This window comes from Aquimarina sp. KJ22-3 (genome assembly GCF_055808215.1).
This window is the reverse complement of sequence record NZ_CM147859.1, coordinates 3,046,259-3,068,712: the sequence shown is the minus strand read 5'-3', so window position 1 is coordinate 3,068,712 and position 22,454 is coordinate 3,046,259. Positions and strand designations below refer to the sequence as shown.

Annotated in this window: 23 protein-coding genes; 15 read left to right on the top strand and 8 right to left on the bottom strand. The window is 35.2% G+C overall.

The window, feature by feature from the left end:
- Positions 1-32: 32 nt before the first annotated feature.
- Both AC0L3Q_RS14285 and AC0L3Q_RS14280 read right to left on the bottom strand, forming a co-directional pair.
- Positions 33-1,025, bottom strand: a complete 993-nt coding sequence (locus AC0L3Q_RS14285) for a glycosyltransferase family 2 protein (RefSeq protein ID WP_473280296.1) — start codon at positions 1,023-1,025, stop codon at positions 33-35.
- Positions 1,026-1,050: 25 nt separating this feature from the next.
- Positions 1,051-1,491 carry a type I restriction enzyme HsdR N-terminal domain-containing protein gene (locus AC0L3Q_RS14280; RefSeq protein WP_473280294.1) on the bottom strand — a complete coding sequence of 147 codons (441 nt, stop codon included), beginning with the start codon at positions 1,489-1,491 and terminating at the stop codon, positions 1,051-1,053.
- 32 nt (positions 1,492-1,523) lie between these two features.
- Here AC0L3Q_RS14280 and holA point away from each other — a divergent pair, with 32 nt between their 5' ends.
- Together holA and AC0L3Q_RS14270 are read left to right on the top strand one after the other, a co-directional pair.
- On the top strand, positions 1,524-2,528 hold the full coding sequence (holA, locus tag AC0L3Q_RS14275) for a DNA polymerase III subunit delta (RefSeq protein WP_073314195.1): 1,005 nt from the start codon (positions 1,524-1,526) through the stop codon (positions 2,526-2,528).
- Positions 2,529-2,582: 54 nt separating this feature from the next.
- Positions 2,583-3,932, top strand: a complete 1,350-nt coding sequence (locus tag AC0L3Q_RS14270; protein ID WP_473280292.1) for an MFS transporter — start codon at positions 2,583-2,585, stop codon at positions 3,930-3,932.
- 3 nt (positions 3,933-3,935) lie between these two features.
- Here the strand turns inward: AC0L3Q_RS14270 and AC0L3Q_RS14265 are convergent, their stop codons facing one another.
- The gene (locus tag AC0L3Q_RS14265) at positions 3,936-4,664 is read right to left on the bottom strand and encodes an SDR family oxidoreductase (RefSeq protein ID WP_473280290.1); all 729 of its coding nucleotides are present in this window, start codon (positions 4,662-4,664) and stop codon (positions 3,936-3,938) included.
- 73 nt (positions 4,665-4,737) lie between these two features.
- Positions 4,738-5,193, bottom strand: coding sequence for an Lrp/AsnC family transcriptional regulator (locus AC0L3Q_RS14260; RefSeq protein ID WP_073314191.1), 456 nt, complete (start codon positions 5,191-5,193; stop codon positions 4,738-4,740).
- Between the two features lie 133 nt (positions 5,194-5,326).
- Between AC0L3Q_RS14260 and AC0L3Q_RS14255 the strand changes: the two genes are divergently transcribed.
- On the top strand, positions 5,327-6,610 hold the full coding sequence (locus tag AC0L3Q_RS14255) for a cystathionine gamma-synthase family protein (protein WP_473280288.1): 1,284 nt from the start codon (positions 5,327-5,329) through the stop codon (positions 6,608-6,610).
- Between the two features lie 661 nt (positions 6,611-7,271).
- Here the strand turns inward: AC0L3Q_RS14255 and fumC are convergent.
- Positions 7,272-8,669 (bottom strand): class II fumarate hydratase, encoded by a 1,398-nt coding sequence (gene fumC, locus AC0L3Q_RS14250; RefSeq protein ID WP_473280286.1) that lies wholly within the window; start codon positions 8,667-8,669, stop codon positions 7,272-7,274.
- 188 nt (positions 8,670-8,857) lie between these two features.
- Here fumC and AC0L3Q_RS14245 point away from each other — a divergent pair, with 188 nt between their 5' ends.
- The gene (locus AC0L3Q_RS14245) at positions 8,858-9,031 is read left to right on the top strand and encodes a hypothetical protein (protein WP_170864551.1); all 174 of its coding nucleotides are present in this window, start codon (positions 8,858-8,860) and stop codon (positions 9,029-9,031) included.
- A gap of 72 nt (positions 9,032-9,103) precedes the next feature.
- On the opposite strand, the gene AC0L3Q_RS14240 is transcribed toward AC0L3Q_RS14245, so the two are convergent.
- From AC0L3Q_RS14240 to prfB, 3 genes are all read right to left on the bottom strand, one after another.
- The gene (locus AC0L3Q_RS14240) at positions 9,104-11,572 is read right to left on the bottom strand and encodes a TonB-dependent receptor (protein ID WP_473280284.1); all 2,469 of its coding nucleotides are present in this window, start codon (positions 11,570-11,572) and stop codon (positions 9,104-9,106) included.
- 170 nt (positions 11,573-11,742) lie between these two features.
- Positions 11,743-12,087 carry an arsenate reductase (glutaredoxin) gene (gene arsC, locus AC0L3Q_RS14235; protein ID WP_473280282.1) on the bottom strand — a complete coding sequence of 115 codons (345 nt, stop codon included), beginning with the start codon at positions 12,085-12,087 and terminating at the stop codon, positions 11,743-11,745.
- Between the two features lie 10 nt (positions 12,088-12,097).
- A protein-coding gene (gene prfB / locus AC0L3Q_RS14230; protein WP_473280281.1) for a peptide chain release factor 2 occupies positions 12,098-13,196 on the bottom strand; the annotation gives its coding sequence in 2 pieces (ribosomal slippage) (positions 12,098-13,132 and positions 13,134-13,196; 1,098 coding nt in all).
- A 113-nt stretch (positions 13,197-13,309) separates the two neighbouring features.
- Between prfB and AC0L3Q_RS14225 the strand changes: the two genes are divergently transcribed.
- The 11 genes from AC0L3Q_RS14225 to AC0L3Q_RS14175 all read left to right on the top strand — a co-directional run bounded on the left by AC0L3Q_RS14225 (position 13,310) and on the right by AC0L3Q_RS14175 (position 22,263).
- A complete protein-coding gene (locus tag AC0L3Q_RS14225) occupies positions 13,310-15,721 on the top strand; it encodes a zinc-dependent metalloprotease (RefSeq protein WP_473280279.1) in 2,412 nt (803 codons plus the stop codon).
- Positions 15,722-15,831: 110 nt separating this feature from the next.
- Positions 15,832-16,041 carry a hypothetical protein gene (locus AC0L3Q_RS14220; RefSeq protein ID WP_473280277.1) on the top strand — a complete coding sequence of 70 codons (210 nt, stop codon included), beginning with the start codon at positions 15,832-15,834 and terminating at the stop codon, positions 16,039-16,041.
- 180 nt (positions 16,042-16,221) lie between these two features.
- Positions 16,222-16,773, top strand: coding sequence for a hypothetical protein (locus AC0L3Q_RS14215; protein WP_473280275.1), 552 nt, complete (start codon positions 16,222-16,224; stop codon positions 16,771-16,773).
- Positions 16,774-17,217: 444 nt separating this feature from the next.
- Positions 17,218-17,364 (top strand): hypothetical protein, encoded by a 147-nt coding sequence (locus tag AC0L3Q_RS14210; RefSeq protein ID WP_473280273.1) that lies wholly within the window; start codon positions 17,218-17,220, stop codon positions 17,362-17,364.
- Between the two features lie 24 nt (positions 17,365-17,388).
- A complete protein-coding gene (locus tag AC0L3Q_RS14205; RefSeq protein WP_473280271.1) occupies positions 17,389-17,568 on the top strand; it encodes a hypothetical protein in 180 nt (59 codons plus the stop codon).
- Positions 17,569-17,777: 209 nt separating this feature from the next.
- Positions 17,778-17,969: a hypothetical protein gene (locus AC0L3Q_RS14200; RefSeq protein ID WP_473280269.1), complete on the top strand. Its 192-nt coding sequence runs from the start codon at positions 17,778-17,780 to the stop codon at positions 17,967-17,969.
- A 408-nt stretch (positions 17,970-18,377) separates the two neighbouring features.
- Positions 18,378-18,536 carry a class IIb bacteriocin, lactobin A/cerein 7B family gene (locus tag AC0L3Q_RS14195; RefSeq protein ID WP_473280267.1) on the top strand — a complete coding sequence of 53 codons (159 nt, stop codon included), beginning with the start codon at positions 18,378-18,380 and terminating at the stop codon, positions 18,534-18,536.
- Between the two features lie 31 nt (positions 18,537-18,567).
- Positions 18,568-18,732: a hypothetical protein gene (locus AC0L3Q_RS14190; RefSeq protein ID WP_473280265.1), complete on the top strand. Its 165-nt coding sequence runs from the start codon at positions 18,568-18,570 to the stop codon at positions 18,730-18,732.
- A 93-nt stretch (positions 18,733-18,825) separates the two neighbouring features.
- Complete coding sequence (locus AC0L3Q_RS14185; RefSeq protein ID WP_473280263.1) at positions 18,826-19,287, top strand: hypothetical protein; 462 nt, start codon at positions 18,826-18,828, stop codon at positions 19,285-19,287.
- 196 nt (positions 19,288-19,483) lie between these two features.
- The gene (locus tag AC0L3Q_RS14180) at positions 19,484-20,017 is read left to right on the top strand and encodes a TlpA family protein disulfide reductase (RefSeq protein WP_473280261.1); all 534 of its coding nucleotides are present in this window, start codon (positions 19,484-19,486) and stop codon (positions 20,015-20,017) included.
- A 92-nt stretch (positions 20,018-20,109) separates the two neighbouring features.
- A complete protein-coding gene (locus AC0L3Q_RS14175) occupies positions 20,110-22,263 on the top strand; it encodes a peptidase domain-containing ABC transporter (RefSeq protein WP_473280259.1) in 2,154 nt (717 codons plus the stop codon).
- Positions 22,264-22,454: the final 191 nt, after the last annotated feature.

Here is a 22,454-nt window from a genome sequence, read left to right as displayed (position 1 = left end):
CGAGATCGTTAACAATAATTTATTATATAACCTTATAATTGGTCGAAATGTTTACGTTTTAAAATAAAATACTGCCATACAACGGAAAAAATTGAATAATATTTCCCCGTTTTGGAAAGTTTTTTGCCTTTTTTAATAAAAGTGTTAAAATTCAGGTAGAAGCTGATATGCGCCTTCAAAATGGAAACCAAATGTGATGGTTTTCCTTCCATAAGAAACTTCAATGCTGCTAATCCATCCAATATCAGTCTAATAAGTAAAATACCCAGCAATCTTTTTGTACTCACATTCTTCAAAAGCATGTACAAATTGTTTCTAAAGTTTAAATACGTTTTCTTTGGATTCATGGTATCCAAAGTTGCTCCTCCCAAATGGTAAATTGTTGAATCTGCGATATATCGGATACGATATCCCATATTTTGTATTCTCCAACAAAGATCAATTTCTTCCTGATGGGCAAAAAAGTCTTCATCCAGCTTACCGGCTTCTTCAAAAACGGTCTTTCGAATAAATAAACAGGCTCCACTGGCCCAAAAAATATCTACATCTTGATCGTACTGGCCTTCATCTTTCTCGATGGTATCAAATATTCGACCTCGACAATATGGGTACCCTAACTTATCTATATATCCTCCTGCAGCACCCGCATATTCAAAATGAGTTTTGTTCTTACAATCTAAAATTTTGGGTTGTATGGCAGCGATATCTTCAAATTGTTCAAAAGCACTAATAACAGGAGTCAACCAGTTTTCAGTAACTTCTACATCACTGTTTAGCAAACAATATACATCAGCATCAATTTTGGTAAGTGCATCATTATACCCTTTTGCATATCCTCCATTTTCGGTGTTCTGAACTATTTTTACTTCTGGATATGCTTTAGAAACAAAGTCTATCGAATCATCACTAGAAGCATTATCAGCTACATATACGGTCGCTTCTTTAGAATTTGCTACTACCGAAGGTAAGAAGCGTTCTAGCAAAGATCTTCCATTCCAATTTAATATGACTACTGCTATATTCACGGATGCAAATTAATAGGTTTTATTTTTAATAATCCGGAATATCTTTTAGAAAAGTGTATCGCTCATTTTCATAATCCATTTGGCAATAGTAATGATGAATCCCGTTCGTGATGATTAAGTATTGGGCGTTGAGTGCCAAATTATATCTTGCGATTTGATCAAAGACCTCTTGGGTAATTTTTACCGTATTGGATTTACATTCGACAATTAATAGAATAGAACCATCTGGATTGTAGATGATGATGTCATATCGTTTGTTGAGATCATGTATTTTGATCAACTTTTCGACATTCATTAAACTTTCTGGATATTTCTTGTCTTCAATCAGATAATGTACCGTATGTTGTCTTACCCATTCTTCAGGGGTGAGTACAATAAATTTTTTACGAATTCGGTCAAAAATAGAAACTTTATTTTCGCTACTTTTGAATCGAAATTGATACGCCGGAAAATTTAATTTTGGCATTTGCATGATGCAAATTTGATGATTTTTTCTGAATGGACGAAGTAAAACAAATTGTAACTGATATAAAGAACGGGAATATAAAACCGATCTACTTTTTGATGGGTGAAGAATCCTATTATATTGACAAGATATCAGAGTTTATCGAAAAAAATGTATTGGCCGAAGAAGAGAAGGGATTCAATCAAATGGTACTGTATGGTAGAGATGTAAGTATCGACGATATCGTTTCGAATGCCAAGCGTTTTCCAATGATGGCCGAGAGACAAGTGGTTATTGTTAAAGAAGCTCAGGATCTCTCTCGTACGATAGAAAAATTGGTAAATTATGTAGAACAACCGCAACCTTCTACAGTTTTGGTGATGTGCTACAAATACAAAACCATCGATAAGCGAAAGAAATTATACAAAGCCATTCAGAAAAATGGATTGCTCTTCGAGAGTAAAAAGTTATACGAAAATCAAGTAGCAGATTGGATCCGAAGAGTATTATCAGGTTCTAAATACGCTATAGAACCCAAAGCAGCCCAAATGTTGGTAGAGTTTCTGGGGACAGATTTAGGGAAGATCAACAACGAGCTCGAAAAACTAAAGCTGATCATTCCTAAAGGGCAACAAATTACTGCTGATCAAATTGAAGAAAATATTGGGATTAGTAAAGACTTTAATAATTTTGAATTGCGCAAAGCCATTGGATCTCGCAATGTGGTAAAGGCGCATAGAATCATCAATTATTTTGCTCAAAACCCTAAGGATAATCCTCTTGTAGTTACCATATCCTTGTTGTATAGTTTTTTCTCTCAGGTATTACAGTATCATGGTCTGTCGGATAAGTCTCAACGTAATGTGGCCAGCGCACTTCGAATCAATCCGTATTTTGTAAAAGACTATTCTGAAGCCGCTCATAATTATCCTATGAAAAGGGTGAGTGCCATTATCGCAACACTCAGAGATGCAGATGTAAAAGGAAAGGGAGTAGGTGCAGCCAATTTATCCCAGGGAGATATCTTAAAAGAGTTGTTGGTAAAGATCATGGGCTGATACAATTATTAGCGTCGGCTTAACATCTTTTTTCAGAAATGATGCTATCTTTATATGGTGCGTTTCAGCTTTCTCAATAGAACCATTTTTCCCATTCTTCTGGTCAACTTTATAGGAGTACTTGGATATAGTATCGTAATTCCTATTCTGATTTTTATTGTTGTTGATTTTGGAGGTAACGGTTTCATCTATGGAATTCTGGGGGCCATGTATCCCTTATTTCAGTTTATAGGAGCTCCGATACTAGGAAGGTTGTCAGACAAAATAGGAAGAAAGAAAGTGCTAATTATTAGTCAAGCAGGTACTTTTATAGCCTGGTCATTGTTTTTGTTGGCGTTTATATTGCCTAAAATGAATCTATGGGTGGCAGATTCGGAAATTACCGGGAACTATGCAATGACCTTACCTTTACTATTGCTTTTTGTGGCGAGGATTTTTGATGGATTTACTGGGGGGAATGTTTCGGTGGCAAATGCGTATTTATCAGATATTTCTACCGACGAGAACCGGGATAAAAATTTCGGTATGATGGGGGCTTCAACTAGCTTGGGTTTTGTACTCGGTCCAGCAGTAGCAGGTATTTTGGCATCTACGGTATTAGAAGAAGCCCTGCCAATTATATTGGCTAGTTTGATATCTTTGATTGCTATTTTTGTAATTGCTATTCGTTTGCCAGAGAGTAATCCTTGCGTGGTAGACACGGGTTCTGTTTCTTTGCGATCGTTTCGACGGTTTTTTCAGGTAGAGCATAAGGAGTGTTATACCACTTCAGGAGGAAAAGAGGATACGTCAGCTTCAACATCATTTTGGACCATACTGAAAATAGAAAAGATTCCTTTGCTGTATGCGGTATACTTTCTAACTTTTTTGGCATTTAGTTTCTTTTATGCTGGCTTACCTATATATGCTTCTTCCATTTTGGAGTGGTCGTCCATACAACTTGGGATATTTTTGGCCTATTCCAGTATGATTATGATTTTGGTGCAAGGACCATTGCTTTCCTTTTTATCCGGTAAAGTTTCAGGTATAAGTTGTATCCTAATAGGGACCTTGTTATTGGGATCTAGTTTTTATTTGTTGACCTATCAAAATATCATCCTATTATACGTAGGCATCACCTTACTTTCTTTAGGAAATGGGTTAATGTGGCCCAATTTTTTATCCATATTGGCAAAAACTGGTAACAATCAGCTACAAGGAGTGATACAAGGCTATGGCAATAGCATGGGGAGTTTGGCAAGTATTTTTGGACTAGTGCTAGGAGGCACACTATTTGAGAGTATTCAAACTGCCGTATTCAGGATAGGGACTGTTATATTTTTACTCATTTTTGTTTTGGTGCTTTTTCATTACCTAAAAACAAAACCCCAAACTTCTCCAAAAGTATTGATCAAAGAATCCTAAAGGTTATACTTTAGGATTTGTAGCAAATACAGTCGCCTCAGTAATAAAGCCACGATCATCCATTTCCAAAAGACTGGAAATGGTATGCGCTATTTCCTCTCCTCTTAATTTGGTATTTTGTTCGGCTTCGGTATATTTCTTTTCGGTAGGATTGTTGTCTACCCGATTGTCTGCAAAACTAGTCATCACTTCACTAGGATTAACCTGCATCACTCGAATATTATAAGGGCGCAGTTCATTCCTCCAACTCTCGGTCATTCCTCTTAGGGCAAATTTGGTAGCTACATAAGGTGAAGCGGTAGGCGAACCTTTTAACGAAGAGGTAGATCCAATATTAATGATGTTACCGTATTGCTGATCTACAAAATGTTTTGCCGACGCTTTTGCACAAAGTGCAGCTCCCAGGATATTAGTTTTAAACTGATCGGTAAATTTATCCGCTTCAATATCTACAAGTTTGGCAATATAACCGTATCCAGCATTATTGACTAATACATTCAAACCGTCCATTTTTTCTTTTGCTTGCTCAACCATATTTGTCACTTCGTTTTCTTGAGTGACATCGGCTTTGATATACTCCACACCAAGTTCTTGTGCAACTTGCTGTAGGGTGTTTTCATTTCTTCCGGAGATCACGACTTGGGCTCCTTTCTCTTTCAATAATTTGGCGGTAGCTTTACCAATACCTGAATTACCTCCTGTGATCAATACTTTGGCTGTGTTAAGATTCATTGTGGTGCAATTTTGTTTAGAACTCAAAGGTATCATTTGAGTTCTAAATCTTTTGTTAAGTCTACTCTAATTTTTATGGAATAGGAAGATAAGAGAAGTCTTTAACTTCTGTCATTACAAAAGAACTCTGTACTTTAGAAATGTTTTCTAGTGAGGCCAGTTTGTTAGAAAGAAAATCCTGGTAGGATTCCATGTCTTCAGCATAGATCTTGATCAGATAATCAAACATACCCGCAACGTGATAGCATTCTACTACTTCTGGAAACTGTTGAATGTCCTTTTCGAATTTCTTTATAAAATCTTTTTGATGCTGGTTGAGTGTGATATTACAAAACGCCATTAGTTGTAGTCCGATTTTCTTTCGGTTCAAAATAGCTTTATATGATTTAATGTGCCCTTCACGCTCTAGTTTTTTTACTCGTTCAAAAATAGGAGTAGTGGTGAGGTGTAATCGTTCTGCAATTTGTTTAATGGTAATTTTTCCATCTTTTTGCAATAACAGCAGTATAGATCGATCTATGGCATCCATAATATTTTTCTTTTTGAGGTATTCTGAAAAGTCAAAATTAGAATAAAATTCTTTAATATTTAATTTTATAATTATTTATTCTAAAATAGTTCCATTATTTAGTTTTTAATTCTTTTGAATGTACTTTTAATGCATGAAAGAACACGATTTTAACCCAGAGAGTTTAATGATGACTTACGGTTATAAACCAGAGTTGTCTGAAGGAGCCATAAAATGTCCAATTTTTCAAACGTCTACTTTTGTGTTTAAAACCGCAGAAGAGGGAAAAGCCTTTTTTGAATTGGCTTACGGTTTACGTGAGAAATCTCCAAAAGAAGAATTAGGACTGATTTATAGTAGAATCAATAATCCTAATCTAGAGATTCTTGAAAATAGACTTTGCCTTTGGGATAAAGCTGATGATTGTGCAGTTTTTGAAAGTGGTATGTCTGCGATTAGCACAGTATTACTGGAATTTCTAAAGCCAGGTGACTTGCTAGTCTACAGTAATCCATTATACGGAGGTACGGATCATTTTATTCAGCACTTTTTGGATAAAATTGGAGTGCATACCATAGGAGTGCTACCTAATCAAACTATAGAGGAGGTACAACAAATGATTGAGGATTCTGGAAAATCCGATAGATTATCAATGATTTATCTGGAAACTCCGGCCAATCCCACTAACGATATTGTAGATATCGAAAAGTTCAGTCAATTGGCTAAACAATACAATACCGAGGATAAAGAAGTATTGGTTGCCGTAGATAATACATATATGGGGCCGCTTTGGCAACACCCACTACAATGTGGTGCAGATTTGGTACTATATTCTGCAACGAAATATATAGGTGGACATAGTGATTTGATTGCCGGAGCCGTATTAGGAAATGCCGAATTGATGCTACGTGTAAAAACGCTACGTACATTCTTAGGAAATATGGTAAGCCCACATACTGCATGGCTAATGCTTAGAAGTTTGGAGACCTTAAAAGTAAGAATGGATCAACAGACTAAGAATGCTCAAATGGTAGCAGAATATCTTAATAGTCATGAGAAAGTAAAAAAGGTATATTATTTAGGATTGTTAGAAGAAGGTACAGCAGCATTTGCTACTTACAAAAAACAATGTTCTGCACCGGGAGCGATGGTTTCTTTTGATATCGTAGGAGGGGAGAAAGAAGCTTTTGAGTTTTTGAACAATTTAAAGCTAATGAAACTAGCTGTTAGTTTAGGAAGTACAGAAAGTTTGGCAGAGCATCCAAAAACAATGACACATGCTGGAGTTGATGATGACCAAAGAAAAGAAATGAACATTACAGATCAATTGGTAAGATTATCTATAGGAGTAGAAAGTGCCAAAGATTTGATTTGGGATTTGGATCAAGCTCTGGAAAAGGTAAATAGTCCTAATGAAATTGCATTAGAAAAAGCATAGATTAGGTAAAATAAGAATAATTGGAAAGCACGGTGAAAAACCGTGTTTTTTTATTTTTCCTGTATTTACAGGTGTTTCGAGAGGGTTTGGGTATTTGCTAGGGGAAATTCCCCCTACTAAAAATACGTGTTTTTACCCATTGTGCGGTATGTAGATGGAGCATACTTTTGTATCAGAAATTTTAACCAATCATTCTTATTAATTAAAACACACTTAGAAATCATGAATTTATTCAACATTAACTTCGACTTTGTTTTAAATTTTTTAAAAGAATTACCAAAAGCTAGTAGCCACGCTATCCACAGATAGTCGTTTGATCCCAAATCAAATATACGTATCTACACGTATTTCAACAGATTAGATCATATTGTACTTTTACAGTATCAATTTATAACAATATAATATAGAACATTATTACACTAGAACTTATGACACTCTTTAAAATCAATTTTAAGTTTATCCAAGATTTTTTGCAAGAATTACCAAAAGCTTGCAGCCACGCTATTCATAGATAAGAAAAGAATTAGTGAAGAATTTGTGAAGATTTTGTTGGGGGACAAAAATTTTGCAAGGGGAACACTGAATTAGTAAGGAAAATAGAAAAACCGCATTGAGCTACAATGCGGTTTTTTGATTTTTTTATAGTTTTGGATTGTAGTTGTTATTTCAAACTACCTACCATATCTTCTGGTTTTACCCATTCTTCAAATTCTTCTTCAGTAACATATCCAAGCGCTACAGCTTCTTGTCTCAGCGTAGTACCGTTTTTGTGTGCTGTGTTTGCTATTTCTGCAGCTTTGTAATACCCTATTTTGGTATTTAAAGCGGTTACCAGCATCAAAGAATTGTTAAGTAACTCAGTAATCCTCGCTTGGTTTGGAGCAATACCTTGCGCACAGTGTACGTCAAAAGAAACACATGCATCGCCTAGAAGTTGTGCACTTTGTAATAAGTTTGCTGCCATAACTGGTTTGAATACATTCAATTCAAAATGACCTTGCATTCCACCAACATTGATAGCCACATCATTCCCCAATACCTGTGCACATACCATAGTTAGTGCTTCACACTGGGTAGGATTTACCTTTCCTGGCATGATAGAGCTTCCTGGCTCGTTTGCAGGTATAATCAATTCTCCAATACCACTTCTTGGACCAGAGGCCAACATTCTGATATCGTTTCCTATTTTATTTAAAGAAACAGCAAGTTGCTTTAATGCTCCATGAGTCTCTACAAAAGCATCGTGAGCGGCTAGTGCTTCAAATTTGTTTTCGGCAGTGATAAAAGGTAGTCCAGTAAACTGAGCGATGAACTCAGAAACTCTTTTGGCGTATCCTTTTGGTGTATTTAAACCTGTTCCTACTGCAGTTCCTCCCAATGCTAATTCTGCAAGGTGAGGTAAGGTGTTTTCTAATGCTTTAAGTCCGTGATCCAACTGAGAAACATAACCAGATAATTCCTGACCGATAGTTAGTGGGGTAGCATCCATAAAATGGGTACGACCTATTTTCACTACATCTCTGAACTCTTCAGATTTTTTCTTTAAGGTATCTCTTAGTTGAGTAATCCCCGGAATAGTCACCTCCAAAATCTTCTTGTATGCAGCAATATGCATTCCTGTTGGGAATGTATCGTTTGAAGATTGAGATTTATTAACATCGTCATTAGGTTGCAACGTTTTATCACCTTCTCCAATTGTTTTTCCTGCTATTTGATGTGCACGATTGGCAATTACTTCGTTTACGTTCATGTTACTTTGCGTACCAGAACCTGTTTGCCATATTACCAGTGGAAATTGATCATCGTGTTTTCCTTCTAAAATTTCATCACATACTTGAGCGATCAAGTCTCTTTTTTCTATAGGAAGCGCTCCTAATTCACAATTGGTATATGCTGCCGCTTTTTTAAGGTAAGCAAAACCGTATACGATTTCTAAAGGCATGGATGCCGGAGCACCTATTTTGAAGTTATTTCTTGATCTTTCGGTTTGAGCTCCCCAAAGTTTATCCGAAGGAACTTTTACCTCTCCCATTGTATCTTTTTCTATTCTATATTCCATAGGTACGATGATTTGTTTTTTTTAAGAGTGCAAATTTAAGCATTTGCCTCACTTTTTCTGAATAAAGGGGCTATTTTTTGGTGACCTGCAGATGATAAAAATAGTTTTTAAAATAAATCGTATTTCTGCTATGACAAATAAATAAGAGTTATTATCTTTGGCACAAATTTGAAAATTAGATTATTGTTATGTTTGAATTCGACCAGTACCTTGGATTTTTAGCTTTCTTAACCATTCTTACTATAGGATTTTGGTTAATGATCTTTTTATTAACTTTCGTAATTCCTTACTGGATTATCGGAGCTAATATCGAGAACTTCAAGTTGAGAAGAGAAGCTAAGCGTCAAGCAAAAGAAGCATAACGTATTACGATATTAACAAAAAGGAAGCCAATTGGCTTCCTTTTTTTATGCTTTATAATCACAGAGCTTAGGCTATCCTCCAAATTCTTCATCATCAGAATTAAAATCTCTTCTGGATCGTTGTCTTTTCTTCTTTTGATTAAATCGATACGTAAAAGCAAAATTGAAGCTTCGCTCTCTCCATTGAAATTCACTATCTGAAATAAAGGTAGGCGTGATAGAGCTACTGATGCGTTTTCTGGAATTGAATAGATCACTTACATTAAAAGTCATTGATGCTTTCTCCTTAAAAAGATCTTTGCTGAAGGCTAAGTTTACACTTAATATTCCTTCACTTTTGGTTTGTGCATTTTCTGTAGGTCCTCTATAGAACATACTCGTTTGCCAATCAATTTTTGAAGGCAATGTTATTTTGTTGTTGATACGTGCAAACCAACTAAAGTTTTCCGCATCAAGACTTTCTCCACTTGGATCAGTACCACGTACAGTATTTTGAAATGCATTAAAGTTCCCATTAACTCTCCATTTTTTGCTAGGGTTATAAATCAAAGTAAACTCAAAACCATATCGATCAGAACTTGCTAGATTAATAGGAGTTCGTCGTATTACAGGGACCTCGGTTCCTTGCGGATTATCGTCACTTATACCTATAACAACCGTATTTCCTGTGTCTTCTGAAATAAAAGTGAAATTTTGAGTAGAATGATTGTAGTATATGGAGCTGTTTATAGTTAGTTTTCCAATACGATTGAGATACCCTAAGTCGAACGCATTGGTATAGCTTGGATCCAAATCTGGGTTTCCCTGAAATAAATTGGTAGCACTAGACCTGGAAGGGAAGGGGTTGATAAATCGTGAACGAGGACGTCTGATTCTTCGATTATAACCTAAAGTAATATTTTGCTTTTTGGAAATTTCATAGGCCAAATTCACCGTGGGAAAAAGATCAGTATAATTTTTTCTATCAAAGTCCCCACTGGTTTGTTGATCAATGATAATTCTAGTGTCCTCCATTCTAAGTCCAAGTAGAAAAGAGAATTTATCTATTTTACTCCCATATTGTGAGTACGCGGCATTGATTCTTTCTGTAAAAATCAAATTGTTGGATAGATCTGTGTCTGTTACCACTAGACCATTGTCATCGTTTTGTACCAAAAATTCGGTATTAAGTTCATTAAAGTTTCCTCGATACCCAAGTTCAAATTGGCTGTTTTTACCTATTGGTAAAACATAATCTGCCTGTAATAATATACGTTCTTGAGCTTCGTCTGTATTTACTAATTCGATTCTTGTAGAATTATCTTGAGTAATTCGAGAGTTTTCTGTTTCTGTACTATTTTCTATCTGAAAATCTGCAGTTAGTTTATGACCGCTATCATTAAAGTCCTTGCTAAAGTTTATCGAGTATTGCTTAGTTTGATCGTCTTCTATTTCCGGATCAAAACGAATATTTCGACTTATAATAGTACCGTTAAGATCAGGTTCGGTAATGATATTAGTGGTATTACTTTCATTATCACCTGATCTGTATAAATACGAAGCGGTAACCGATGAAGTTTTGTTGATATACCATTCTACTCCTACATTTGTATTTATTCCTTTTCTGATTCTATCAAAATCACGATCCTCTACAAGGAAGGTGTCATCTAGAGAAATTACTTCATCTTCTCCAAAAAATCTGGTCTCATTTAACGAATTTCCTGGAACCTCTCTATATCGATATCCTGATGTGGTGAAAAAGTTAAGATCCCCAACCCTGTAATTCAAATTACCAGAGATCCCTGCTTGCCAGGGGTAACCGGCATTGATAGTAATGGCACCATTCATGCCTTGCAACTTACTTCTACGCAGGATAATGTTTAAAATTCCGGCAGTACCTTCTGCATCATAACGCGCAGAAGGGGAGGTAATCACCTCAACTCTTTCAATAGATTCTGCAGGAAGCTGCCTCAATGCATCGGTACTATTGAGTCCTACCAATCCAGAAGGTTTGCCATTGATTAGAATTTGTACATTGTCATTTCCTCTCAAAGCCACATTACCTTCAACATCAACAGATACAGAAGGAACATTGTCGAGGACATCACTCACTGTACCTCCGCTTACTGTTAGATCCTTACCAACATTATAGATTTTTTTATCAAGCTTGATTTCTACAGTTGTTTTTTCTGCTATAACTACGACATCATCCAGGGTTTCAGTATCAAGTCCAAGCGGAATGACCCCTAGATCCGTATTTTTGAATACCTTTTTTTGAGAGATTGTTTTGGTTTGAAATGAGATATATTCCACATTTATAGTGTATACTCCTCGCTTGACCTCTATAGAAAAGGCTCCCTTTTGATTCGTTATTCCACCTGTTACAATTTTTTTAAGCTTGGGACTATAAAAAGAAACCGTTGCATATTCTAGAGGCTGATTGGTGTCCTGATCAACTACAATACCAGAAACGGTGATTGGTGCATTAGAAAAATCTCCTCGTTGTTGAGCAAAAATGTGTGTAGAGAATATTAATAAGTATATCCAAAGGTTTTTTAACATGAATCGTTTTTTAAATGCGCCTCAAAAGTATCAAAGCAACTTAGTAAAACGGTTAATGATTTGTTAATTGTAAATATGTTAAGATTCGTTACCCCTTATGTGCAAAGGGCTTAAGAGAATTAAGACTTCCGAAAAATAAAAAGGTTTAATCAGAAATTGTTAAAAAAAGATTAAAGTATTTCGATTACTTTTTCAGGTGGCCTCCCAATAACAGCTTTACCATTTTTTATAACAATAGGTCGCTCTATTAACTTTGGATGTTCAATAAGAATATCAACAACTTCTTGATCGCTTAATTCTTTACCTTTAAAATTTTCTTTCCAAATAGCTTCATTTTTTCTAACGAGCTCAATAGGTGATATCCCAAGCATAGCAAGGATTTCTGTAAGTTCCTTCTTGCTCGGAGGAGTTTCAAGATACTTTACAGTCTCAATTTCTTCTTGCTTTTCCTCAAGAATCGCAAGTGTTTCTCGGGATTTTCTGCATCTAGGATTATGATAAATTATTGTTTTCATTCGTTTTTGTTTAATCGTCGTTTCTTTGTCCCATCATCATCAGGTATGCCTTTAGGAATTTATCGATATTCCCATCCATAACTGCATCTACATTTCCGGTTTCTTCTGCAGTTCTAACATCTTTTACCAATTTGTAAGGATGCATCACATAATTCCTGATTTGAGAGCCCCATTCGATTTTCATTTTGGAGGCTTCAATTTCATCGCGTTGGGCTTGTTGCTTTTTTAGTTCAATCTCAAATAACTGAGATTTCAGCATTTGCAACGCTTTCTCTCGATTATCATGCTGCGATCTTGAATCAGAACAAGAGATTTGTATCCCGGTAGGGAAGTGCGTTAATTGTACCTTGGTTTCTACCTTATTTACATTTTGCCCACCAGCACCACTAGATCTCGAAGTGATAATTTCATAGTCTGAAGGATTGATTTCAATTTCGATACTATCATCTGCAAGTGGGTATACATAGATAGAAGCAAAAGAAGTGTGCCTTTTGGCATTGCTGTCAAAAGGGGAGATACGTACCAATCGATGTACTCCGTTTTCTCCTTTCAACCAACCAAATGCGAACTCTCCATCAATTTCTAAAGTCACGGTTTTAATACCAGCAACATCACCTTCCTGATAGTTGAGTTCTTTTATTTTATAGCCTCTTTTTTCGGCCCACATCAAATACATACGCATCAACATGCTCGCCCAATCACAGCTTTCTGTACCACCAGCACCAGCAGTGATTTGTAAAACAGCACTCATGCTATCCCCTTCGTCACTAAGCATATTTTTGAATTCGAGATCTTCAATAAGATCCAGAGCTTCTATATGTTTTTGGCTAACCTCATCTTCACTGGCGTCACCCTCTTTGAAGAATTCGAATAATACATCCAGATCATCTACCAAAGCTTCGCTTTTTTCATAATCAGACACCCATTTTTTTTGAGCATTGAGCGCTTTCATATGTTTTTCGGCTTCTTGGGCATTGTTCCAAAAATCAGGAGCGAAAGTTTTCTCCTCTTCGTTTGCTATTTCAATAAGTTTGGCATCAACGTCAAAGATACCTCCTTAACGCAACCAGGCGTTTTCTAAGATCCTGTAAAGTCTCCGTATTAATCATTACTTTTTCTAATTTTAGACAAAAATAGGATTTAACACTTCAGTAAGAAATATTTTTTCGATTATTTTATAGCTTTAAAAATTTGACAGAACCTTTCACACAAAACTCATTTCATGAAGTCATTTTTCTTGTTTCTTACCTTATGTTTTAGTTGCTCTATTACAGCACAATTTTTGGAAAAGCACAAAAACCTCAAAAATTACAATGGTTATTTTGATTTCCACTATAATGAAGATAAGGATGAAATTTACCTGGAAGTTGATCAATTGGATAAGGAATTTTTGTATGTGCACTCCCTAACTACGGGATTAGGTTCTAATGATATCGGTTTGGATAGAGGACAAATTGGTAATGGGGTTGTGGTAAAGTTTGTAAAAGCAGGGAATAAGTTATTGTTGGTACAACCTAATCAGCAATATAGGGCAATAACTGATAATGTTTTGGAGAAAAAAAGTGTACAGCAAGCTTTTGCCAAATCGGTATTGTTTGGTTTTCCGATCAAAGCATCAAAAGAAGGAAAATTTATCATCGATGTTACTCCTTTCTTGATGCAAGACACTCATGGCGTGATCAATAGACTTAAGGCTCAAAAAGAAGGGAATTATAGTGTTGATAAAAGTAGAAGCGCTTTAAGTTTAGAAAGAACGAAAGCGTTTCCTAGAAATGTTGAATTCGAAGCTCTACTCACCTACAAAGGTGCACCAACTGGGCAGCATTTGCAAACTGTGGCGCCTAACACACAGTTTCTCACCGTTACTCAACATCATTCGTTTGTAGAACTACCAGATGATGGTTATAGAAAAAGAGCATTTGATCCCAGAAGCGGAGCCCTGTTTATTTCGTATCAGGATTATGCTACTCCCATTCAAGAATCGATTACAAAACGATATATACGACGTCATCGTTTAGAAAAGAAAAATCCAGATCAAGCAATTAGTGAGGCCAAAGAACCTATCGTTTACTATTTGGATCCTGGGACCCCGGAGCCCGTGCGTTCAGCATTATTAGATGGAGCTCGATGGTGGGATCAAGCTTTTGAAGCTATTGGGTTTAAAAATGCATTCCAGGTAAAAATGTTACCGGCAGACGCGGACCCGATGGATTTGAGGTATAACGTAATACAATGGGTGCACCGATCCACCCGGGGTTGGAGTTATGGAGCTAGTGTTATCGATCCCAGAACAGGAGAAATATTAAAAGGGCATGTAAGTTTAGGAAGTTTAAGGATAAGACAAGACTTTTTGATTGCTCAGGCGTTACTTAATCAACCATTTGCAAATAGAGATGATAATTACCAACCCATGTTGGAGATAGCCTTAGCGCGAATCCGACAATTGTCTGCTCATGAAGTGGGACATACTATTGGGTTTGCTCATAATTTTGCGGCTAGTACAAATGGCAGGGCTTCTGTAATGGATTATCCTCATCCTACGGTGAGCTTAAAAAATGGGAAAATTGATCTTTCTAATGCCTATGATACCAAAATTGGAGATTGGGATAAGGTAACCGTAGCCTACAGTTATAGCGAAATTGGAGATGATAAGGATGAAAAGAAAGCCTTGGACAAGATATTGGATAACGCTTATGCATCTGGATTGCGGTTTATTTCTGATAGCGATGCACGACCACAAGGAGGAGCACATGAATTAGCTCACTTGTGGGATAATGGGAAAAGTGCTGTAGAAGAGTTGGATAATGTTCTTAACGTAAGAAGAGTGGCAATCAAAAACTTTTCTAAGGACAATATAAAAAGTGGAGAACCCTATTCGGTTTTGGAGGATGTATTTGTACCCATCTATTTCTTTCATCGTTATCAAACGGAAGCCGCTGTTAAGCTTGTAGGAGGATTAAACTATAATTATGCCACCAAGGATGATGGGCAAGTAATAGTCGAAGCTGTTACTCCTGACAAACAGCGAGAAGCTATGAAACAAGTGCTGCTCACGATATCTCCAGAACATTTGGCAATACCAAAAGATAAGTTACAACTGTTTCCACCTAGAGCATTTGGATATTGGAGAACTCGGGAATCATTTAAAGGAAAAACAGGGGTAGGTTTTGATGCTATTAGTGTGGCAACCACGGCAAGTGATATGACTTTAGGGTTATTATTGCATCCAGAAAGAGCCTCTAGGCTAATACAACAAAAGAGTTTGGATAATACACAATTGGGCTTTGAAGAAGTTTTGGATCAATTAATCAATCTTACTTTCAAACAGAAAATAAACGATAGCTATCAGAAAGAGATCATGCAAGCGGTTAAAGCTAATGTATTGAAACATTTGATGAATTTGAGTAAAAATGAAAACACTTATCAACAGGTAAATGCTATTGCTCAGCATAAGCTTGTTGAATTAGCAGCTTTTCTGAAAACGCAAAAAGGAGATGAGTTGATTACATCCTATAATGCTTATCAGGTAAATAGTATAAACCAATTTTTGAATAAGCCTGAGAGTTTTAAAGCGTTACCATCTCCTAAAATCCCGGACGGATCCCCAATAGGAAGTTTTCAGTGTAGTTTTTGATCTTTGTTTTCATTTTTGAAGGACCTCTGGAATAGACTATTGGCTGTTATATAATAAAAATGAAGTAAAACTTTTACCACAGGCAGTACAAAGTCAAAAAAATGAATACGATGAAGAAATCGAAGGATACATTTGATTTGTTATCAATACTATTATATAGTGTGGTAATACTTCTTACCATTGGTTGTAATAAAGAATTAAAAGAACATCAACCTACGCTTTTTGAACCTGGGAATATTTCGACAGCTTCTATAGAGTATGGGCTTACTTTTTCTTCTTCGGGATCTGAAATCTACTTTTCTAAAAGTAATGACCAATAGGGGAAGGGAGATGTTGTCAGTTATATCTACTACTCAGTTTACAAAAACGGAACGTGGTCTAAACCGAAGTTAGCTTCTTTCTCAGGAAAATATGATGACAGTGCTCCTTACATAACAAACCATGGAAAAACCTTATACTTTATTTCCAAAAGACCTTCTCAAGGGATTGAAGAAGTTTCTATGGATATTTGGAAAGTTGAAAGAAGTGATAGTGGGGAATGGGGAGCGCCTATGCGTTTGGACGAACCCATTAATTCATCAGCTAATGAGTATTGTTTACGAACAGATACTTATGGAAACTTGTATTTTGCATCCGACCGTAAAGGCGGGTATGGGCAAGGGGATTTGTATATAGTGAAGAAAATAAATGATTTGTACGCTCCACCAATAAATTTGGGTAATTCTTTGAATAGCGAATATGGTGAATGGAATTTAGAGGTCAACACAGAAGGTGATCTTATCCTTTTTGAAGCATCTCAACGGAAAGAAAACTTGTCCTCTTATGGAGATCTTTATATAAGTTTTAAAGAAAATGACAAATGGTCTGTACCGCAGAATATCAAAGAAATTAACACTACAGGAAGTGATCTTTATCCAGAATTAATAGAAGACACGAATACACTTTATTATTCGAGTAGTGATAGTCTTGAGAGTACGCAAACCAATATTTACTTCATAGATTTTAAAAATTTGTATACCAAGTATAGAAAAAATGCTGTTTTTCCTGAATAGAAATGTAAAGTAAATTAATTTATCGGCTTGATTTTTAACGAGAGATTAATCTTTTAGAACTCACATAAAAAAACCATTCAAACATTTTGAATGGTTTATTATTTGCTGTTACTAACAAATTATACCAGCTTTTAAGCTAGCCGTACCATCAGTGTCATTCCCTCCCTTAATAGTATTCATTTTTTTAAGGGTAGCTAATTGAATTTTTTTAACGGTAACTTCTTGGTGTTGATCTTTTTTCTCTTCATGATTCGATTTTTAGAGTAAAATCTAATGTACTGGTTTTATAGAAAATATCAAAATTCCCGAATTTCGATCGAAATTCGGGAATATTAAATATGAGTTTTTGCGTACTACATAGTATCGCTATTATGTTTGTTTTCATAATGTTTAACAAAGACAAATTACATCATGAAAAACAAGAAGAAACTAAATCTAAAAAAAATGAGCGTGGCTCAATTGGGTAGTGTTAAAGGAGGATTTAATGTTACTGTAACTGGAATTACGGTGCTTTGTGGTCTCGATACAAGAGGAATAATCTGTCAATACTCAAGAACTCCCGGGAGTTGTCAAGTTTGTGTTGAAAAATAGATAAATCAATTTTAGGTTTTAAAAATGAGTATTGCACAACTGGATAGTACAAAGGGAGGAAATCAGAATTGGACATATCCTACAACAGGAACTGGAATGCTAACAGCAGATCCAACTGGATGTGGGAACGGTACTCAGGGACTGGCATGTCAATACTCTCAGGCTCCGACGAGTTGCATATATTGTGTAGTTATGGAAAGATAAATAGTAATCTAATTACCATAATTAAGTAGACATCGTCCAATAATGTAGTTTATTGGACGATTTTTTATGCCTTTGTTAATCGATTTTCAGGAATAACGCTCGAAATTCCAGAATACAGGAATGCAATTGTTGCATTGCTTATACCACGGCCATTATGTTTGCTCCAACTAAAAGTTCATCTAATAACAGGTATACTAAAAACAAACATTATGAAAAACAAAAAGAAATTAGATTTCAAAAAAATGAGTGTAGCTCAATTGGCAAGTATAAAAGGAGGAAATCCTTATGGAGGGTATATGCAAACGGCAAATCCAGATGGTTGTGGAATGGGGACACATTTTACTTCATGCCTATATTCTCAAACTCCTATGAGTTGCCAAAGATGTGTAGCAGTGCAATAATGAATTTAAAGATTCTCTATATCTAATTTACCCACTTTTTTAGCTGATTTGTGTGTAGATAATTATAATGAGAATGTGAGTGAAGTCGCCCAGGTATTTATATCTGGGCGATTTGTTTTTGAAAATATTGGCTCTCCTTTTTTGTAGAAATTTATGCCTAAATCTTAAATGATAACACCTCTTTACCAACAGTATGATTTCAGGAATCATCAGTTGTTAATTTTTCTCTTTTTGCAATACTCGAAATTCTGGAAAAACACTCGAAATTCTGGAATACCTCATACAACTGTTTGTATTCCCTGGTTTACGGATCTATGTTTGTCCTGCTAGCATTTCGATTTATTTCTTTTCAGGAGGTAACCGAAAATCCTTTAAAAGAGTAGGTGTAATAATTAAAACATTTTAATCATGAAAAATTTAGAATTGGAGAAAATGGAAAATATTGAAGGGGGATGTTTTACCCTGGGATTTGCTTCTGTTTTTGCCATAGGAGCTTCTTTAACTCCTCTAGGAGCAGCATTAGTAATAGGAGCAGGTGCATTGTTTTGTTCGTCTGATGCACACTAAATAATAATAACTACAAATAAAAATCAATAACATGAAAACTTTAGAATCAAATCAATTAGAATCAATTAGTGGAGGAGACTTTGGTGATTTTGCCGGTGGAGTATCTTGTGGAGTCTTGACGCTATCGCTTTTTACAGGAAATCTATTAGGCATATTTGCTGGAGGAACAGGCTGTCTAAATTACTTCATAGAGTAGTTTGTTTGACATATATCTCCTAAAGGAATTCTCTAGGAGATATATGTTCCTCTCACTGCAGAATAGTTTACAATCCAATTAAATTCACAAATTATGCTTAATAAAATCCCCTTTATAGTACTCTCTATTTTGTCTGTTCTTCTCTTACTGGTAACTAACTATGTATTACAAACTGAAGAATTAATGATGAATAGTTTATCCGAACAGCTTACCAGAGATCAAATAGAAGAATTCATGACCCTTAATGCTAAATGGAAATGGGTAGGATATTTATCTATTCCGTTGATTTTACTACTAAAAGTGGGGTCAATAAGTGTTGTTCTATTTATGGGAACCTTTTTGTTTGACAAAAAAATAGCATACAAAAAACTATTCCGGATAGTAACCACCGCCGAATTCATTTTCATTGTAGTTGGTGTCATTAAGTTAATATGGTTTGCATTCAGTAGTGATTATACTATTGAAGACGTTCAAAGTTTCTACCCATTATCTGCATTAAGTATTATTGGGTACGAAGGGCTATCTCCTGGTTTGTCTATCCTTTTCAGACCCTAAATGTTTTTGAATTACTGTATTGGATAATTCTTGCCTATTTATTGGGGAAAGAAATTCATACATCGACCGATAAAGCTTTAAAAATAGTAGTAAGCAGTTACGGCTCTGTATTATTGATTTGGGTAGTAATGATCATGTTTATAACCCTCAATATGAATTAGAAATACACATAAAACAACAACCTAAATAAAAAGAAATGAAAACAATACTAAAATATTCAATTGCCATTCTTGTAGTTTTATTGTTAGGCTTTATGGGATATCGGGTATTTGATAAAATTCAATATAAAACAGAAGTAGAACATGCGATTAGGACCATCCCTGAATTTTCTTTTGAAACCATAGATGGAGAAACATTTTCAAATACATCACTCGTAAATAATTCTAATACTGTGTTTATTTATTTTAATTCAGAATGCGAGTATTGCAAAAATGAAGCATTAGCTATTCAACAAAATGTTGAAAAATTTAAGAACACACAATTGGTTTTTATTTCCTCGGAAACCAAAGAAAATATAAAAAAATTTGCAGAATATTATAAACTAAACCATTATGATTACGTTCATTTCCTATTTGATTTACAAGATGATTTCTCTATCCGTTTCGATGTTACCTCTATTCCTTATGTTCTAATTTATAACAACGACCAACAACTAATTAAAAGACATAAGGGGCAGTTAAAAGTAGAAACAATTCTTCAGTTATTAGAAACCAATATAGCGCAATTGTAAAAGTATACAGAAAGCGTTTTTCCTTCAATTAATCATTTAGAAAATATGAAGAATACATTTGATGTATCAGAAAAAAGAATAAAAAAAGCTTAGTGCTTCAGCAAGATCAAAATGATTGTGGAGTTGCATGCCTTTTGTCTGTAATGAAGTATTACAAGGGAAATCACTCACTGGAAGCTCTTAGAGAATTAAGTGGAACCAGCACTCAGGGAACATCTTTGCTAGGGTTATTTCAGGCAGCAAATCAAATTGGTTTTACTGCCAAAGGATGTGAGTCTGATATGCAATCGTTAATAGATCATAAAGAACCGGTAATTCTGCACGTTCTTATCGAAAATAGATTACAGCATTATGTGGTTTGTTATGGTTTTTTTGGTAATCAATTCTTAATTGGTGATCCTGCAAAAGGAATATACTCTTGTAGTAAAAATGAATTGGACGATATATGGAAGTCAAAAACTTGCTTAGTACTAACCCCCAATGATAGCTTTGTACAAGAAAAAACAGTACAAAAAGCAAAAAAAGAGTGGTTTTTACGACTCCTCAAAGAAGATTATCAGCTTTTGTCCTTTAGTGTTGTTCTTGGTTTGTGTATCGCCGTATTGGGTATGGCAATGGCTGTTTTTTCTCAGAAATTGATTGACGATATTCTGCCTTCAAAAGATTTCAATAAATTAATCACAGGCATTGCTCTTGTTACATTTTTATTAGTCATTAGGGTAGTGTTCGAGGTTTTACGTTCTTATTTTTTGATACGACAAAGTAAAGACTTCAATAATCGTATCATTGATTCGTTTTATGCGGCTTTACTACATCTTCCAAAGCCATTTTTTGATACCCGAAAAATAGGAGAATTAGTATCCAGATTGAATGATACACAGCGGATACAGGAAGTTATACGACAAGTGGCAAACACTTTTGTAGTGAACCTTTTAATATCTATGGTCTCACTTAGTTTCCTTTTTTATTATTCCTGGCACGCCGGTAGTATAGCGTTGGTAAGCTTACCTTTTTATTTCGTGTTGATATATCAATTTAATAATAGGATAATCAAAGCTCAAAAAGAGGTGATGCAATCTAGAGCTTATAGTCAAAGTAATTACATCGCTACGATGGATGGTATTGCTACAATAAAGAACAATAATAAGCAGCCTTTATTCAAAAGGATAAATAAAAGTATTTATGCCAACTATCAAGATAAAGTATTTGATCTAGGAAAAATAGATATACGATTATCTCTTTTTTCTGGGGTGTTCAGCGTATTGTTTTTAACTATTCTTTTAGCTTTTGTATCCTTTCAGGTGTATTATGAAATTCTGAAATTAGGTGAGCTAATGGCTATTATTGGTATTGCTGGATCTTTACTTCCCTCTGTGGCCAGTTTAGCTTTGATTACAATTCCAATTAATGAAGCGAAAATTGCATTCAATAGAATGTTTGATTTTGCTGCTATGGAAACAGAAAAACAAGGTAACATTAACCTAGAAACATTTAAATCACTTTCTGTGCAAAACCTGGGTTTTCGATTTGCCGGAAGAAGTAGAGTATTAAAAGATGTTTCACTTCAAGTAGATAAAGGTGAATGTGTAGCGGTTGTAGGAGAAAGCGGTTGCGGGAAAAGCACTCTTGGTCAAATAATCCAAAAGTTTTATGAACCAGAAAGCGGTAAAGTTATTATTAATGAGGAACATATGTTACAAGATGTATCGATGCTTTCTTGGAGAGATCAAATTGGAGTTATAGAACAGGATATTAAAATATTTAATCATACAGTTTTAGGAAATATATCCATGAGTGATGATGATCAACCCGAAGCTGTCGTGAATTTCTGTAAAAAATACGGGTTGGATAAGTATATATCTCAATTTCCACAAGGTTATGCAACCATTTTGGGAGAATCGGGAATTAACCTTTCTGGAGGACAAAAACAGATTATTGCATTGGCAAGAGCATTATACAAAAAACCTAAATTACTGGTTTTGGATGAGTACACTTCTGCCATGGATCGCAATACAGAGCAGTTTTCATTACAGTTACTACAAAAACTAAAGAAGGATATGGGAATCATTTTTATTTCTCACAGATTACATTCCTTACCGCAAATTGCGGATAGGGTATACGTCATCGAGAATGGAATAACCACCGTTTCTGGGACCCATTGTGAATTAATTAAAACCTCCAATTTTTACAGTGACTTTTGGATAGATCATAATACAAGTTATCAGGATGTAATATCAGTTCCCTAATAACTTAAAATATACCTTCAGAAGGTAGTCAATACTACTACTATTACAAAAATTCATAATACCTAATCTCTCAAGATTAAATATTGTAAAAAAACAATATAAATAGGCCATGTTTGGAATTGGCAAGGATCCCTCATTCTATGAGATAAATTTATGATATCTAAGAAAAAGAGATATGGTGTTGTTGTTTT

Bases quoted from the DNA above. Each gene is read 5' to 3' on its own strand.
- AC0L3Q_RS14280 (WP_473280294.1), bottom strand. From the start codon at position 1,491: ATGCCAAAATTAAATTTTCCGGCGTATCAATTTCGATTCAAAAGTAGC.
- holA (WP_073314195.1), top strand. From the start codon at position 1,524: ATGGACGAAGTAAAACAAATTGTAACTGATATAAAGAACGGGAATATA.
- AC0L3Q_RS14270 (WP_473280292.1), top strand. From the start codon at position 2,583: ATGGTGCGTTTCAGCTTTCTCAATAGAACCATTTTTCCCATTCTTCTG.
- AC0L3Q_RS14265 (WP_473280290.1), bottom strand. From the start codon at position 4,664: ATGAATCTTAACACAGCCAAAGTATTGATCACAGGAGGTAATTCAGGT.
- AC0L3Q_RS14260 (WP_073314191.1), bottom strand. From the start codon at position 5,193: ATGGATGCCATAGATCGATCTATACTGCTGTTATTGCAAAAAGATGGA.
- AC0L3Q_RS14255 (WP_473280288.1), top strand. From the start codon at position 5,327: ATGAAAGAACACGATTTTAACCCAGAGAGTTTAATGATGACTTACGGT.
- fumC (WP_473280286.1), bottom strand. From the start codon at position 8,669: ATGGAATATAGAATAGAAAAAGATACAATGGGAGAGGTAAAAGTTCCT.
- AC0L3Q_RS14245 (WP_170864551.1), top strand. From the start codon at position 8,858: ATGTTTGAATTCGACCAGTACCTTGGATTTTTAGCTTTCTTAACCATT.
- AC0L3Q_RS14240 (WP_473280284.1), bottom strand. From the start codon at position 11,572: ATGTTAAAAAACCTTTGGATATACTTATTAATATTCTCTACACACATT.
- arsC (WP_473280282.1), bottom strand. From the start codon at position 12,087: ATGAAAACAATAATTTATCATAATCCTAGATGCAGAAAATCCCGAGAA.
- AC0L3Q_RS14225 (WP_473280279.1), top strand. From the start codon at position 13,310: ATGAAGTCATTTTTCTTGTTTCTTACCTTATGTTTTAGTTGCTCTATT.
- AC0L3Q_RS14220 (WP_473280277.1), top strand. From the start codon at position 15,832: ATGAAGAAATCGAAGGATACATTTGATTTGTTATCAATACTATTATAT.
- AC0L3Q_RS14215 (WP_473280275.1), top strand. From the start codon at position 16,222: ATGGATATTTGGAAAGTTGAAAGAAGTGATAGTGGGGAATGGGGAGCG.
- AC0L3Q_RS14210 (WP_473280273.1), top strand. From the start codon at position 17,218: ATGAGCGTGGCTCAATTGGGTAGTGTTAAAGGAGGATTTAATGTTACT.
- AC0L3Q_RS14205 (WP_473280271.1), top strand. From the start codon at position 17,389: ATGAGTATTGCACAACTGGATAGTACAAAGGGAGGAAATCAGAATTGG.
- AC0L3Q_RS14200 (WP_473280269.1), top strand. From the start codon at position 17,778: ATGAAAAACAAAAAGAAATTAGATTTCAAAAAAATGAGTGTAGCTCAA.
- AC0L3Q_RS14195 (WP_473280267.1), top strand. From the start codon at position 18,378: ATGAAAAATTTAGAATTGGAGAAAATGGAAAATATTGAAGGGGGATGT.
- AC0L3Q_RS14190 (WP_473280265.1), top strand. From the start codon at position 18,568: ATGAAAACTTTAGAATCAAATCAATTAGAATCAATTAGTGGAGGAGAC.
- AC0L3Q_RS14185 (WP_473280263.1), top strand. From the start codon at position 18,826: ATGCTTAATAAAATCCCCTTTATAGTACTCTCTATTTTGTCTGTTCTT.
- AC0L3Q_RS14180 (WP_473280261.1), top strand. From the start codon at position 19,484: ATGAAAACAATACTAAAATATTCAATTGCCATTCTTGTAGTTTTATTG.